A 14,897-nucleotide genomic window follows, 5' to 3' on the forward strand; every position below is an offset into this window, starting at 1 on the left:
CCCCAATCATCTCCTGATGGTAATTCTGGCAATCACGCTGGACTTACCCTGGTTGGCATTATCCAATTTGCCTTGAAAGCCGGAAGCGTTAAGCTTTTCCAGAAATTGGTTAACCGTTTCCAGTTCACCCGCTTCAAATTCGTAAACGAGTTGGCCAGAGGCGTCGTTGAAATCCAGGCTTCTGGGTTCAAGCTTCGCTTTCTCCCCCATTGAACCAGAAACGGTTGAAAGCGCCTGGAGCATCGGCAAAAATGGGATTTCTGATGTCTGAGTGTCCAGACTCCGGAAACGGTTCTCCATCACCTGCTTAACATTAAAAGACATTTGTTGCCGAGTCTGTGCCTGCTGAGCCTGTCGGTCACTGGGGAATACAGAGAGATAACTTTTTATGGAGTCTTTCCAGAGCGATTCTGACTGCTGCTGATAAATCACTCCCTCTGTGACTGACAAACCAAGTTCAAGGATCAGCCAACAACCGGCCACCGCTGCCAAAGGCCACCAGCGACGGATAAACCGCCCAGCCCTTCTTGGACACTGATAAGCTCCCTGCCGGAAATCAATCAGCTGATTATTGCGCCTGAAGGCAAAATAGCGTTCTGCAAAATACTCAAATACGGCGCCATTAAGCGGCACCTTATCTACCAGCCAGCCTCGCTCAGACAGCAAATCTGAAACTTCATCAATTCTGATAGTGGAGACCGCCAGTGTACTGTCTGAGAACATCAGCCTGACTTGTGACAGCTGATCATCCGTTGCCTCGGTAACCGTCTTTTCAAGAGAGTCTACCAAGGTGTCAGGCAAGTCTTGTTCAAATTGATCCGACTGGCCCGGGAATAGGAAAGGCAGTGCCTCATAATTGAGGGCAATGCCTTCACGCCCCGGCAATGCCATCATCACAGACTCATTATCCAGCAATAACGAAGTGCATTGTGCGTCCGATACCAGAAGCTGCATTTCAGCCACCATTCTCGTGAGTGGTAGTTGATGATCCTCAAATAGCGCAAGCATGGCCTGCAAAGCTGAATGCGGAATAGCAGCAACAGAAACCTGCGAATCCTTATCCGGAAAGCCATTCACTATGTGCATGGCTTCAATATCCTGAGCCAGGTGCTCTTCCACAAGATAAGGCAGTGCCGTAGTCAGGTGTTTTTTCTGACCGGTATTAATTGTCAAACGCTTATAAAAACACGATGATCCACCCAGGAGTAAAACAGTTTCATCAGGCAAACTGTCTTCTACCCCCACTCCCTCAGGTTCATCAGCAAGCCACGCTTCTTTGAGCTGGTCTATGGCTGTCAGGTGGAGGTCTCCGGTAAGCGAGCCAGCCGACGTATACTTGCCCCACTGAACAACCGTATGCGCGTCAACAGAGCTGATAGGAGGGGGAATTCGAATCAATAGCACTTTTTTCATTATTAAACCTCAGGACTCCCTGTTGAATGCATTTCATTAGCAGGGGTCCAATATTGACTCGGTCCAATCTCTCTCCCGACAACCTGCACATGCCCCTCACTGCTTCGGTAAAAAAGCGTTTTTAAATAAAAGGTTGTACCCCGATACGTTGCCTTGATCTGTGCACTGAAATATTGGCTACCAAAAACCACAAGTTCATTTTGATTCCCCGCATTAAAGAGCCCGGCCATTCCAGATAAAGCGACAAGCTGATTCAATTCTTCAATATTTGATAACCCGGCATCGCCTCGACCATTAGTGATCATCAGAGCATCCCCCTCCGTTATATTATTATTCAAAGAGCGAATAACCTCTGGTAGCACGGTATTCATATTCATTTTTGATGATTTCGGAATAACCGTAATATATGGCAACAGTTTTTCAACTTGCTCGCTATCAAAACCATCAATTAATAGCAGCTCCGAGACCGAGGTCATTTCAGTCTGCCCTGTTCGTCTTGGGGGATCCAGCAACAGGTAGATCTGATCCTCAGTCCCCACAGCTGCATTCTTCTGCTCTTTACTGACCCAGCGCTTCACTTTATAAGCCAGTTGAGGATCCATGGATTGAGTCGACAGCAGATTCTCAAACATTTTCACCGTAGGTGAACCGCCTTTTTCAGCCGCTTTATCACCAGACTGATTATTTTCATTTGCCAGCCAATTTACATTAAATCGGCCCTGTTCATCCTGAACCAGTAATTCGATATCCCCCTGTTCTACTTCATAATTAATGGTTTCAACATTCCATAACTCACCTTCATGATCCACCATTCGGTTATTCTTTTTATCCTGTTCGAAATCTTTCTCCAATAACCACGCAACGTATTGCTCTGCCCCTAAGGCATAGTGTTTTGCCTGAGTCCTTTCCAGATACCTTGAATTCTTCTCAGTATGCAACCAGAGATTCATGACAATCTGAGAGGCAATCGTCGTGATCAGCAGGAAAATCAGCAGTACGTAAATAAGAGCTATTCCAGACTGATGGTATGACCGGAACTTACTTACCGAAGATCGAACTGACTGACAGTCTTTAACCAGTTCAGTAGCCATCGCTGCCTTCTCTGGGTGGTGGACGTAAATTACCCGGCTGGTCACTCATATTGCCCTGTGCAGAACCGCCCTCTTTATTAGCCTGGTCGGGTTTATAGGTAGCCAGGGGAACCACCGTAACCATAGAACCCTGCTTTTCATGAACAATGGTCAGCTCAACAGCAGCCGGTATCTGAGCCAGGCTATCGTCATTAGCTCCTTGCTGAAATTTCTGCATAGGGGGCCAGACGCTTATCCAACGTTTATGATCATCAAGAAACCGGAATTTGACACTGTTCACTTCGGACATCACAGTCTGACGAATACGTGTAGAATCCGGAGCTCTATCCAGCATTGGCCAGTAATAGCGAATTAACTGATGCCCCTCCAGGGCATAGGCGACACGCTGTAGCGTGCTTCGTGTGACCTGAAGGGGGTTTTGCCACCCTGAACGCGTAAACTCAACCAGTGTACCTCCAGTACCTGGGACTTTAAGTGCTGGCTGCTGCCGGCCACTCTCATCTCTTACCGGTCTTCGAGTCATTTGGAACAGATCTTTTTCCAGTACAATTTCAACTCTTTGCAGTTTATCAAGGTCATCCAACACTAACTGCGTAACTTCCTGCGCGCGTGTCACCGACATAAACAGCTTATAGGCTGCCGTGCTGATCATACTGAACAGTACAATAGCGACCATTAGCTCGAGTAGAGTAAAGCCACTGGGTATGTGGACATTATTCCGAGGCAAGCCCGTAGCTGGGTGAAAGCCTTCGCAAAGCATTATTGCCGGGGCCTCCTCAGCCAGGTAGATAACCTTGCCAAAGGAGCAGAACCTTTCTCCGGCTCAGACTCACCAATAAACACTTCAACCTGCACTCTCCGAAAATCAGGTGATCCAGTTATCGATGAAGTTTCCCGAACATACCACTGATAACCAGCGTAGCTTTCAATTTGTGGCCGAACTGCGGGACCACTCCAGCGACCCTCAGCATGCAGCACATTGAGATAATGGTCAGCAATCTGCGAGGCCAGTATTTTTTCCTGCTGATAGCGGGTTTGCCGAATACTGTTTCCATCAGAAAGAATGAGCATGGAAGCAGCCAGGGCAAATACCGCCAATGCCACCATAACTTCCAGCAAGGTAAAACCATTACAGAAAGACAGGCTCTTGTTTGGAAAAAGCCGGTTCACCTTGAATCCCCTAAGCATCATTCCCTAACTCGTTCAATATCTGACAGCCCATCTGTTAACAGATAGAGCGACTGTTTTCTGTTTTCCACCGGAATAATGCGAAGTCTGAACGGTGTTACCTGATAGTCTGAATAGAACACGACCGATGGGGACGCTTCATCTGTATCAAAAGGTCTGGAATCCTCAATTGACTCCAGGCTCAAACTTAACGTTTCTGGCATCAATCTGGGCTGAAAAGGGGATTGTTCCAACGCCACCCAGTCCTGACTTTCTGCCGGTAATACCCACCAACGATAATAACCCTCACTATCAACAGAAAAGCCATAATGGATATTTTCTATCAGCGCTTTGTCACGAACCTGGTCAAATAGCACTTGCAACCGGGTCGCTTCCCCCTGAATCACCTTGTGAATACTTCCCGTAATTGGACTTAGCAAGGTAATACCCAGTAAAACACCAACGATGATCACCACCACGAGCATTTCGATCAGAGTAAATCCTCGCTGTTGCGGTGATACCATTACCTGCTCCGCTTTCTATAAAGAGCCGCTCATGGCTGTTTATCCCAGTTTCCAATATCGGCATCCAGACCTTCCCCACCCTCGCGACCATCAGCACCCAGTGAATAAAGGTCATACTTACCATGGTTTCCTGGCTGCAAGTACATGTAGGGATTTCCCCATGGATCCACTGGAACCCGTTTTAAATACCCCTCAGGGTTCCAGTTTCTGGGCTCTGGAGTAGAAGATGGCTTCTGGATCAATGCCTCAAGCCCCTGATCCAGGGTGGGATAAAAGCCATTATCGAGCCTGAAAAGTTCAAGCGCCTGAGAAATGGTTTCAATATCAGAGCGGGCAACCGTTACCTTTGCCTGGTCTGGCCGGGAGAGAATTTTGGGAACAACCATTGCTGCCAGTATTCCCAGAATGACAACCACCACCATAATCTCAATCAGCGTAAAGCCACCCTCTGTTTTACCCGCAATTGCCTTGCCAGCACGGCACTCTCCTCTTTCAGGCCTTCTCGTAAGCCATTTTTTTATCATGGTTGTTAACCTCGGTTTTCTATGAAAATGCCATTCAGCATTTTTCACATATGATGGTTGTATTCCGTTCTATGTCGCTCAGAGCCGTCTATCACTCAAAGCCCACATCAATTCAACAGCTGGTTCATATTGAGTATGGGCAACAGAATGGCCAAAACGATCATCATGACCACCCCCCCCATCAGCACCAGCATCAGAGGCTCAAACAACCCGATCATGACCGTTATGCGCCCTTCAAGTTCCATCTGCTGATTCTGGGCCGTACGCTCCAGCATCTGATCCAGCTCTCCAGTTGCCTCTCCACTGGCGATCATGTGAAGCATCAGTGGTGGAAAATAGCCGGCTTCTGTCAGCGCCCTGTTGAGACTGGTTCCTTCACTGACTCGCCTGGCAACATCCTGAACGGCATTTTTGATGGCATCGTTATCCACCACCTGCGCAGCAATCATCAGGGCTTCAACCAGTGAAACACCGCTGCGTGTTAAAATACTCAATGTACTGGCAAAACGGGCCGCATTGGCCGTACGAACAAACCGCCCAACAAATGGGAGCTTCAACAGGGTTCGATGCCAGGAAAGACGTATCGACTCTCTTTTCAGAAGGTGTCGAACTACCAGAATAACCACGGCAATTCCACCAAAGATTAAAGGCCACCAGGCCTGAAACCCCTCACTGGTATTGATCAGCAGTTCCGTAATTAATGGCAACTCCTGCCCGGAATCCAGAAAGACCTTTACCACATCCGGCACAACAAACCCGAGTAGGAAGCTAACAATACCCATGGAGGCCACTATCAGGATGACTGGATAAACCAATGCCTGCTGTATTTTCTGCCCGGAACGCATTCTGGCCTCAGTGTAGTCGGCCAGACGATTGAGAACACGGTCAAGATAACCTGCATGTTCCCCAGCAGCGACAGTCGCCCGGTACATCTGAGGGAAGACTTCAGGGAATGCTTCCAGGCTTTTTGCCAGGGTATAGCCTTCAAGAACACGGGATCGAACAGCCAGCAGTATATTTTTTATTCTTCGCTTTTCCTGTTGAGCGGCAACCCCATTAAGCGCTTCCTCAATTGGCATGGCAGCCTGAATCAGAGTCGCCAACTGTCGGGTCACCGTAGCCAGTTCAATGGCTGAAATACCCCGGCGAAAAAAAACGCCTCTACCCTCTTCCCCCTGCTGCTTACGCTCGGTAAGTGTATTAACCGACAGAGGCGTCCACTGTTTATCCCGCAGCATCTGGCGTACCTGACGCCCACTGTCTGCTTCCAGTGTCCCTTTATGCTGTTTACCCTGATGATCCAGGGCAATATATTCAAACGCGGCCATAGTCGTGAGCCTTTTTCGTGCAAGAGAGCCTTCTCTCCAGCGCCAATCAGTCTTTCTGGGTAACCCGAAGCACTTCTTCCAGAGTCGTTACCCCTTCAAGTACTTTTCTGCTTCCATCCTCACGTATGCCGGGGCTGTACTCACGAACATAGTCCGTAATCTCTTGCTCACCCTTGAGAGCATGAATCATCCGCCTGACCTGTTCATCAATAACAACCACTTCATAAATTCCAGTACGACCACGATAACCGCTAAAATTACAGGCTTTACACCCTTCAGCGTGATAAAGCGTCACGCCCTCAGGAGAGCGGATACCCAACTGCTGACACTCTGCATCATCAGGACTGTAGGGAGACTTACACTCACTACACAGCACCCTGACCAGACGCTGAGCAACCACCCCGAGTAGACTGGAAGACATCAGAAAAGGTTCAATGCCCATGTCCTGCAGACGGGTCAGCGCCCCCACTGCTGTATTGGTATGCAGTGTTGAAAGCACCAGATGTCCGGTCAAACTTGCCTGAACCGCAATTTCAGCAGTTTCACGATCCCGGATCTCACCCACCATCACCACATCAGGGTCCTGTCGCAGGATAGCCCTAAGCCCTCGGGCAAAGGTCATATCAACTTTAGTATTGACCTGAGTCTGACCAATACCTTCCATGTGATATTCAATAGGATCTTCAACCGTGAGAATATTGCGGGTCTTGTCATTCAGAAGAGTAAGGCTGGCATAGAGAGAAGTCGTCTTACCGGAACCCGTTGGCCCCGTAACAAGAATAATGCCATAAGGTTTTTTGAGCAGATATTCAATCTGTGAACGGTTTTGCTCCGTCATCCCCAGGTGCTTAAGCTCAAGACGACCGGCTGCCTTGTCGAGCAGCCTTAATACCACCCGCTCACCATTGCTGGAAGGCAATGTGGAAACCCGAACATCCACCTCCTTGCCAGCAACCCTGAGTGAGATACGACCATCCTGAGGTACGCGTTTCTCAGCAATGTCCAGACGTGCCATAACCTTAATACGAGAAACCAATAATGACGCGATCGTTCTCTGGAGGGACAGTATTTCTCTTAAAACCCCATCGATCCGAACTCGAACCACCAGTGTGGACTCAAAGGTTTCAATATGAACATCAGAGGCACCTTCCTTTATTGCCTCCGTCAGCAACGCATTAATGAGGCGAATAACCGGGGCATCATCACTTTGCTCAAGCAGATCTTCGGTAATCGGAACCGCATCAGCCAGACTGGTCAGATCCAGGTGATCACTGATTCCGGCAGCATTCTGCAATGCTTCCGAACTGTCATTGTGATAACAGTGAGCCAGCACCTCCGACAGTTTTTCGACATTGACCTTCTGATAAGCAGGAAATACTCCTGAAAAACGACTGATTTCAGCCAGCAGATCAGCGGGTGGTGTGTTGTGGAAATAAAGAGTGGCAACACCGTTATCATTTTCAATCAGAACTACACCATGCCTTTTGGCAAAGGTAAAAGGCAGTCTTGGTAAAACACTGGCTTCCCCCACAGCTTTATCCTCAGGGTCGTAGTCAGCGGTTAGCAAAGTAGCCAATATCCATAACTCCTTAAATCAAAAGGGAAGCATCTGCCATTTCTGGTTAATTATTTCCTGACAGATCAATAAATATAAACTCGTTTTATTGGCATCACATCCAGAACATCAGAAACAGTCTGGAGCATTATTCCTATTTTACAAACGGGAAAAGCATAATTTTTAACTGATAATCCTAAAAAAATGTAAAGTTTTTTTTGGGAAAACTTATTTCTTTAAAAAACAAGACTCTTATGCTTTTATTTAGACTAAAGAATAGCCTATTAATCCCATTCGTTAACTTCAGAAGAGATGATCATGACATCAGTGGTTCCCACCACATTTCTACAATGGGGGCATAAAAATAATCGGAAGCTCATGATTCTGATAATTTTATTGGCCATGCTCCTGAGCATTGCGACTCAGACATTTAATTTTTATCAGATAATCAATAGAGAAACATTACTAGGCACTGGTATAAACAAAGCCGACAAAAACAAAACAACAGTGTCACAAACATCAACGATCAGGAATGAGGACTTTGATCTACTTTTTGGTTTTAATGACAGTCAGGAAATAACTCAAAACAATAAAGAAATTCCTGTTACAAAGATGAACCTGATTCTTAGAGGCGCACTCTCAGGAATTGAAAACAAAAAGTACGCTAGTGCGATTATTCAGATATCGAATCAGGACAAGCTTTATGAAATTGGTGACGCACTTCCCGGAGGCGCAATTTTGAATCAGGTTTATTCTGATCATATTGTCATTAAACGGGGCAACCAGCTTGAGAAACTATACTTTCCAGAAACAGCCAGAGATTCCAGAACGTTTCAGGAGTTCCGGCCTGTTTCGGAAGAGCTCCCCGAGTCAATGGAACAGCGCCCGGGTAACCATGATTACCCGGATGACATGTCTCTTGAACAGCGAATGCAGGATCTCCGGGAAAAGCTGCAGGAAGCCAGTCAGGAACTGTAACTACAAAAATGACAAACTGCTGAGTTAATGGTCATAACATGAACACCAGAGCGCTATTCTTTTTACCATACCCTCTCTACTTGTTATCGATGAGAGCTATCCCCCTGCTGCTACTGCTGCTGACAGCCACGCAGTTGTTTGCCAACGGAGCTAGAACCGGTTTACAGCCTGCCACCACAGCAAATAATGCTGTACAGCTACCTGACGATAAGCTCTGGACCCTGAACCAGCAAAATTCAGACATTCGTGAATTTATTGTACAGGTTGCCAAAATCACCGGGGAGACGTTTGTCATCGACCCCCGCATTAAAGGTGGCAATACGGTTACTGTTATTTCGAGCAAACCACTAACTCGAGATGAAGTCTACGATGTGTTTCTGGAAGTACTCACTGCCAATGGATATACCATCATTCCAAAGGCTGATGGCCGCATTATTAATGTTGTGCCCACCACCATGGCAAAAACCAGCAGTACCGGTGAAGCTAAAAAGCCTATTGATGGTGTGATGACCACCAAGGTTATCGACCTGCACAGCGTGTCTGCTGTTGAAGTAATCCCGATCATCCGTCCCCTGATCGCCCAATACGGTCATGCCGCTGCTTCTGCATCCAGTAATGCTGTGATTGTCAGCGACCTTGCTGATAATGTTGAACGCATAACCAAACTGGTACGAGAGCTGGATGATGCTGGAAATAACGACTATGAAGTGATTCAGCTTAAACACGCCTGGGTTGGTGATGTATCAAAAATCATCTCCGATACGCTGGTCACCGGTAAAGGGCAGCTACCCAGTGGTCTTCAGGTCATCGCAGATGAGCGTAGTAATCGTCTGGTTGTTAAAGGAAACGCCAGTAAGCGGGCGCGGGTTAGAAAACTGGCAGACACTCTGGACAAAGAAGGCATTCGAAAATCAACCACCAAAGTCATGTTCCTGAGCTTTGCCGACGCTAAGAATATTGCTGAAATTCTTTCTGAAGCATCAGGGATTATCCAGGACAGCCAAGGAAAGAAAGCATCCTCAACCCAATCTTCACCCTCCTCAGGTTCAGCACCACCAACAGCACCATCAAGCCCGTCATCCAGAACATCTGCCACTAAATCAGGTACTAAAAGCAAGTCTGCAGCGACCACTGCATTTGTTAAAGCAGATGAAACGCAGAATGCGCTGGTTATGATTGCCGATCCTGAAACGCTTCAGGAAATGGAAAAAATCGTCAGACAGCTCGATGTCCCAAGGGCCCAGGTTCTGTTGGAAGCGGTAATTGTAGAAGTATCCGGTGGGATTAATGATGCGCTGGGCGTTCAATGGGGCATTGATGGGACAGACACAATCCGCAGTACAGCAACCAGTTCGGATACTGGCAACAGCGTGAAAAGCAGTATCACCGGACATATTCTCGAAAACTCTGGCATTGCCCTCGGTTCACTGGCGCTTCGAGCAGATAACTTTGGTGTTCTTGTCAGTGCTTTAAGCTCAAAATCCAACAATAATATCCTCTCTACCCCTAGTATGCTGACCCTCGATAATGAAGAGGCAGAGCTTATCATCGGAAAAAATATTCCCATAAAAACCGGTTCATATCAGACATCATCCAGTGGTAACAGCAACAACCCTTTCACAACAACAGAACGCAAAGATGTGGGCTTAAAACTCAAGATTACTCCTCATATCAATGAAGGGAACAGTCTGAGGCTAACACTGGAGCAGGAGGTCTCTTCTCTCGATGTTGGTACTACCAAACAGCTCCTTGGCTCTGATAGCGATGACCTGTTGTTCAATACTCGCTCCCTGAAGACGGCTGTACTGGTCGATGATGGACAGACCGTCGTTATTGGCGGGTTGATTGAAGATATCAAGTCTAAAAGCAGGAAAAAAGTTCCACTGCTAGGAGACATTCCCATTTTTGGCAACCTATTCCGTTATAATCAAACCGGCGATGAGAAAAAGAACCTGATGTTGTTTATTAGGCCTACCATCATGCGCAATTCTGAAACATTGGTAAAAGCGACGCAAGACCGATTTACAAAGCTCAAGCTCATCGGCAATGGTAACGCTGGAAAGTCTATTAATCTCCCGGATAGACCCGAAGAGTTGTTCAACACAGAAACTTATGATCTTAGAAATAAAAACTGAATTATTTATCACTACAAAACCAGTAATAAAAACCCCCAATGAATAACTGGGGCTTTTTATTACTGTCTTAAAGGAAAGAAGCTTCACTCCCTCCTTATACAATGCTCACAATACAATAGACAGAATGAAGCCTAAACCAAAAATGATAAAGAACCGCCCCGTGAGCGGGGGTAGCCGAACTATCTCGGCATCGCCTGATTGATTCGAAAGAAGTTTGAGAGGCTGAATAGCAAAAGGCAGGGAAATCAGTAGGTATAGAGGGTTATCCAGCTCCCCCAAATGGTAAAGGACAAAACTGAGTGGAAACACTGCCAGCAACAGAATAGCATACAGCCATTTCGCTTTAATCAACCCTATACGAACGGTCAAAGTTCTAATGTTGTGATTAATATCATCCAGGTAATCACGAATCTCATTTGAGAGGATCAGTGCCGAGGCCAGCAGGCTTACGGGTATGGATATCCAGACAACCTCATTACTCCATACCCCACCCACTGCATAATAAGCTCCACTGACCATTAATACCCCGGTGAACAGGAATACGGCTGGAACTCCCCACCCTCTCTGCTTGTAATTCACGGGTTCACCGGTGTAAAAATACCCCCCAATCACACCAAAGATACCAAGCACAAGCAATTGCCAGCCAATCTCTTTAACCAACCACAACCCCATCAAACATGCTATAAAAGAAAAAACACCAGCAAGCACAAAGTTCAATCTAATCTGTTGAATCACCTGACTGGCAAGCTCTCCGGACTGCTTGCGCCAAAGGGTGATATCCGCATGGTCATTGGCCAGGTTACAGGCAGCCTGAAGCAGTAATCCCGCCAGAATAACCAGCAATGCCCGAAGTCCGTTGCCATTACCTTGCTGATAGGCCAGAACCACACCCAAACCACAGGTCACCAGGGCAACCGAGTAGGAAAAGGGTCTGAGGGCTCTGACAAGTCGATACTTGTCTGGATTCAAATCAAGTGTATCCACCGGCAGGCTCCTGAGCAAAAGCAGGGAGGATATTTAAAATTCATGGTGGTTGCTATAGCAAGAAACCGATTTAGCAAATAAAAAGTAAAAATGATGGAGTGACGACTATGAAGAGGCAAGAGTTTGTCTAGAAAAGTCCACTGTACTCGATCACTTATCTATCTGGTGTTTTTCATGATGCATAACTTTATATTCAAGATATAACGATCTCTGAAAAATCGTCGATAGCACTACTAGTTTAAAAACAACAAAAGTGTTCATACAAAACAACCGATAGAAAAATTTAGCACAGGTTTGAAACATTCATGAAACTACAACAAGGAAAAATGGTAATAGAGGAATATCATGATTTGAAAACCAAATTTCAAGATATGGAGAACAGATTTATTGTAAAAAAAATCAGACAATAAATTTCAAATGTTTAAAAAGTGGTGCAACCGTAAAATTTCAAATGCCGAATATTTAAAACTAGGTGAATCCTGCTTGAAGTCGATGGAGTCAGTTTACAAGGATATGTATCGGACAAACAGCAAGCCTGCAGAGAATATGAATATAAGCAGAGCTGACGAAATCAGAAACTTTATAGAGGATACAGAAAAAAGAATGGCCAACCCCTTCATAGGAAAAGATCCTCAGTCAGAATGATCAGTAGAGCCTAACCTACACTCCATCCCTTTACCATAGTTGCAGGCCAAGCCAAACAGCACCTAAATTAAAGGCCACAAGTGATCTAGGTAAACGAATAATCTAAAATATCTGTGAGTTAAATACTTATCTCAACACCTATCATACGTACCCATAGCAAGCTCCTAGCAACAAAAGGGAAAGGGATTTCTATTTCACACTGATTTCACGAAAATAAACCAGTTTGCTCATCAAAAAAAAAAAATATTCTGTCTAACCTGACAACTAGTTGACGACTAAAAACTATAATAATTAATAGCTTACGAATATGACATATTTTAATAATTTCTAGCTTACTTACTATGCATGAGAATTCATCCTACAAACTAAGATAAAGAATACTGCTATTTTATAAACTAGGATGCGGATAAAGTACAACACCCTCCCTACGACAATTCTTAATTTCGCAATCATAGCCCTATTCATAAACTCAAGTTATGACAGATATGTATTAAAGGACATATAAGAAAAATTAAAGGAACTAAAAATGAAGAGACTCTTATCGAAGATCCCGCTTATATGTCTTTTATTATCAGGATTAATTTTTCAGACAGCAGGTGCTGAAAACCTACCAGACACTTGCACCAATCAAAGTCCGTACACAGGGAATAGTCTTACTGATAATGATGCTGTTTGCCTATCAGGAAAAAACCCACACTACCTAAGCCTATATAACAGTAATGCAAGCAGCATAGCAATCACAACGAATCATGGCAGTGGTAACCTAAGCATTTATGCACGACAAGGCGAATGGCCAAAGCTTGATGGCTCTGATTATTTATCCACTAAAAGCGGCAACTCAGAATGCATAATCATAAACTATCCATCAAAAGGCTGGTTAAACATTACCGTCAATGGGAATTACTCTAACGCCTCACTGGTTGTTGACTTCAATAGCAACCAATGTCGCCAGACTGCTGATAATACCAACACTAATACTAATACCAACACTAATACTAATACTAATACTAATACCAACATGGCAGATCTCGAAATAGAATTCGTTCCTGGCACTGCTTTTGTTGCTTCAATTTCACATATGGATATTGAAACTGAAGAAGTAAAAAAGCATGGACGGTTTGGAGTTAATGGAAAATGGCAAGAAACACTACCTATAGGCACTCAAGTACTTGTTAGAGTTGATGGTTTTTTCCAAAATCATTGTTACTATTTTAATATGAAACAGGCTGGCTCAGGGCGAATTGCATTTTGGGGTGGAGCAAACCATTCGAAGTACTCTATCTCCGGGAATATTGTAGACAAGTCATCTATTATCAGGAAAAGAATAGGCTGGTTCAGCAGTTGCAAGCAGCCTGAAGCAGTCTGTTACAATATTGACAGTGATAGAGTGAGTGGTACAGATATAAGAACTTGCGGTTATCCATTTGAGTCAGCCCATATACTGGTGTATCCCGTCCATTTCGCAGATAAACGTCTGGACTGGCCTGATATCGAAGGTGATCTTAGAAAAGTTAAAGAGTATTACCGCAAACAGTCCTATGGCAGATTTAATGTGACATGGGAAATAAAGCCAGAAACCTATATTAGCGAACGGACAGCTGATATCGACTGGACTAGATGGGGTGAGCTTAATAAAGAAATTGTAAGCAACTCTGGAGTAAGCTATCCACAGCCCGGCGGTAACAAACTCATACTCTTTATAAGACCATTCCTGGGGCCTGGTTTAGGCTGGAACTCTACCGGCGGCGGTAAAGTAATGAGGATTTTTGATGGCCACAAAGGACCTGGTGTCATTGCCCATGAAATGGGGCATGCCATGGGTTTGCGTCATGCTAACTCTATAGAGACTGGAAAGCCCTCAAATCAAAACGCTATCGAAATAGACTCAGGCACCGTTATCGACGATCGTGATCCATGGGCAATTGGTTGTGCAGGCTGGAAAGGCTGCAATGATTACCTGGTGGAGTATGGAAGTCCTGACACCATGATGGGGGGCGGGGCTCACGGGCTGGAAGAGTATAACCTGATTTATAAAAGCTTTTATAAAAATTGGATAGATAAGAATAACGATGTTCCTCTCATTACCCGCTCGGGTACCTATCGCATTTATTCCTTTGACCATGCTGTTAAAGGGCAGGGTCACATTGGACTCCGCCTTAAATCGGGAAATGGTAAATATACCTACTGGCTGGAATATAGAACCCGAGGACGCAATTTTGAAGATAATTCTAAAAGTGGCGTGCTGGTCAATGTGGAAGGGTACTTTGAAAAAGAAAAGGATCCCGAGTTCTGGAAAACCACCACATATATGCTGGACATGACACCAGGGTCTGTATCATACGGCTTGGATACCAGAGATGCAGCTCTGATGATTGGTAAGACTTATAGAGATTACTGGGGTAAGTTCAGGATAACGCCTCTCCGAAAAGGAGGACAGAGTAACTCAGGCTATGCCTGGATAGAAATAAAAGTGGAAATACTGAAGTGAGGAAGTATTTCTTACAGACATTAACCACCCAGACTTAACTCAGAGGTTAGTACAAGAAAAAAACC

12 protein-coding genes are annotated in these 14,897 nt (G+C 45.3%); 3 read left to right on the top strand and 9 right to left on the bottom strand.

The window, feature by feature from the left end; all coding sequences use genetic code 11:
- Positions 1–6: 6 nt before the first annotated feature.
- The 8 genes from gspL to gspE form a co-directional block, all read right to left on the bottom strand.
- The gene (gene gspL / locus GV64_RS16630; RefSeq protein ID WP_020583810.1) at positions 7–1,413 is read right to left on the bottom strand and encodes a type II secretion system protein GspL; all 1,407 of its coding nucleotides are present in this window, start codon (positions 1,411–1,413) and stop codon (positions 7–9) included.
- A gap of 2 nt (positions 1,414–1,415) precedes the next feature.
- Positions 1,416–2,504 carry a type II secretion system minor pseudopilin GspK gene (gspK, locus tag GV64_RS16635; protein ID WP_020583809.1) on the bottom strand — a complete coding sequence of 363 codons (1,089 nt, stop codon included), beginning with the start codon at positions 2,502–2,504 and terminating at the stop codon, positions 1,416–1,418.
- A complete protein-coding gene (gene gspJ, locus GV64_RS16640) occupies positions 2,494–3,231 on the bottom strand; it encodes a type II secretion system minor pseudopilin GspJ (RefSeq protein ID WP_236632964.1) in 738 nt (245 codons plus the stop codon). Before gspJ ends, gspK begins: the two co-directional genes overlap by 11 nt.
- Before the next feature lie 32 nt (positions 3,232–3,263).
- The gene (gene gspI / locus GV64_RS16645) at positions 3,264–3,674 is read right to left on the bottom strand and encodes a type II secretion system minor pseudopilin GspI (RefSeq protein WP_157237074.1); all 411 of its coding nucleotides are present in this window, start codon (positions 3,672–3,674) and stop codon (positions 3,264–3,266) included.
- A gap of 17 nt (positions 3,675–3,691) precedes the next feature.
- A complete protein-coding gene (locus tag GV64_RS16650; protein WP_020583806.1) occupies positions 3,692–4,195 on the bottom strand; it encodes a prepilin-type N-terminal cleavage/methylation domain-containing protein in 504 nt (167 codons plus the stop codon).
- Positions 4,196–4,224: 29 nt separating this feature from the next.
- Positions 4,225–4,719 carry a type II secretion system major pseudopilin GspG gene (gspG, locus tag GV64_RS16655; protein WP_020583805.1) on the bottom strand — a complete coding sequence of 165 codons (495 nt, stop codon included), beginning with the start codon at positions 4,717–4,719 and terminating at the stop codon, positions 4,225–4,227.
- A gap of 107 nt (positions 4,720–4,826) precedes the next feature.
- The gene (gspF, locus tag GV64_RS16660; protein WP_020583804.1) at positions 4,827–6,047 is read right to left on the bottom strand and encodes a type II secretion system inner membrane protein GspF; all 1,221 of its coding nucleotides are present in this window, start codon (positions 6,045–6,047) and stop codon (positions 4,827–4,829) included.
- 46 nt (positions 6,048–6,093) lie between these two features.
- Positions 6,094–7,623 carry a type II secretion system ATPase GspE gene (gene gspE / locus GV64_RS16665; protein ID WP_020583803.1) on the bottom strand — a complete coding sequence of 510 codons (1,530 nt, stop codon included), beginning with the start codon at positions 7,621–7,623 and terminating at the stop codon, positions 6,094–6,096.
- A 297-nt stretch (positions 7,624–7,920) separates the two neighbouring features.
- Between gspE and GV64_RS16670 the strand changes: the two genes are divergently transcribed.
- Complete coding sequence (locus GV64_RS16670) at positions 7,921–8,580, top strand: type II secretion system protein N (RefSeq protein WP_020583802.1); 660 nt, start codon at positions 7,921–7,923, stop codon at positions 8,578–8,580.
- Positions 8,581–8,618: 38 nt separating this feature from the next.
- Entirely contained in the window at positions 8,619–10,715 is a 2,097-nt protein-coding gene (gene gspD, locus GV64_RS16675) for a type II secretion system secretin GspD (protein WP_020583801.1), read from the top strand.
- A 105-nt stretch (positions 10,716–10,820) separates the two neighbouring features.
- On the opposite strand, the gene GV64_RS16680 is transcribed toward gspD, so the two are convergent.
- Positions 10,821–11,699, bottom strand: coding sequence for a prenyltransferase (locus GV64_RS16680; protein ID WP_020583800.1), 879 nt, complete (start codon positions 11,697–11,699; stop codon positions 10,821–10,823).
- A 1,171-nt stretch (positions 11,700–12,870) separates the two neighbouring features.
- On the opposite strand from GV64_RS16680, the gene GV64_RS23935 reads away from it, so the two are divergent.
- Positions 12,871–14,832 (top strand): PPC domain-containing protein, encoded by a 1,962-nt coding sequence (locus GV64_RS23935; protein WP_020583797.1) that lies wholly within the window; start codon positions 12,871–12,873, stop codon positions 14,830–14,832.
- Positions 14,833–14,897: the final 65 nt, after the last annotated feature.

Origin of the sequence: Endozoicomonas elysicola (assembly GCF_000710775.1) — a bacterium.
Classification (GTDB): Bacteria; Pseudomonadota; Gammaproteobacteria; order Pseudomonadales; family Endozoicomonadaceae; genus Endozoicomonas; species Endozoicomonas elysicola.

Excerpts from the sequence above, each read along its gene's own strand:
- gspF (WP_020583804.1), bottom strand. The coding sequence starts at position 6,047 with ATGGCCGCGTTTGAATATATTGCCCTGGATCATCAGGGTAAACAGCAT.
- GV64_RS16650 (WP_020583806.1), bottom strand. The coding sequence starts at position 4,195 with ATGGTATCACCGCAACAGCGAGGATTTACTCTGATCGAAATGCTCGTG.
- GV64_RS16670 (WP_020583802.1), top strand. The coding sequence starts at position 7,921 with ATGACATCAGTGGTTCCCACCACATTTCTACAATGGGGGCATAAAAAT.
- gspD (WP_020583801.1), top strand. The coding sequence starts at position 8,619 with ATGAACACCAGAGCGCTATTCTTTTTACCATACCCTCTCTACTTGTTA.
- gspK (WP_020583809.1), bottom strand. The coding sequence starts at position 2,504 with ATGGCTACTGAACTGGTTAAAGACTGTCAGTCAGTTCGATCTTCGGTA.
- GV64_RS23935 (WP_020583797.1), top strand. The coding sequence starts at position 12,871 with ATGAAGAGACTCTTATCGAAGATCCCGCTTATATGTCTTTTATTATCA.
- gspG (WP_020583805.1), bottom strand. The coding sequence starts at position 4,719 with ATGATAAAAAAATGGCTTACGAGAAGGCCTGAAAGAGGAGAGTGCCGT.
- gspL (WP_020583810.1), bottom strand. The coding sequence starts at position 1,413 with ATGAAAAAAGTGCTATTGATTCGAATTCCCCCTCCTATCAGCTCTGTT.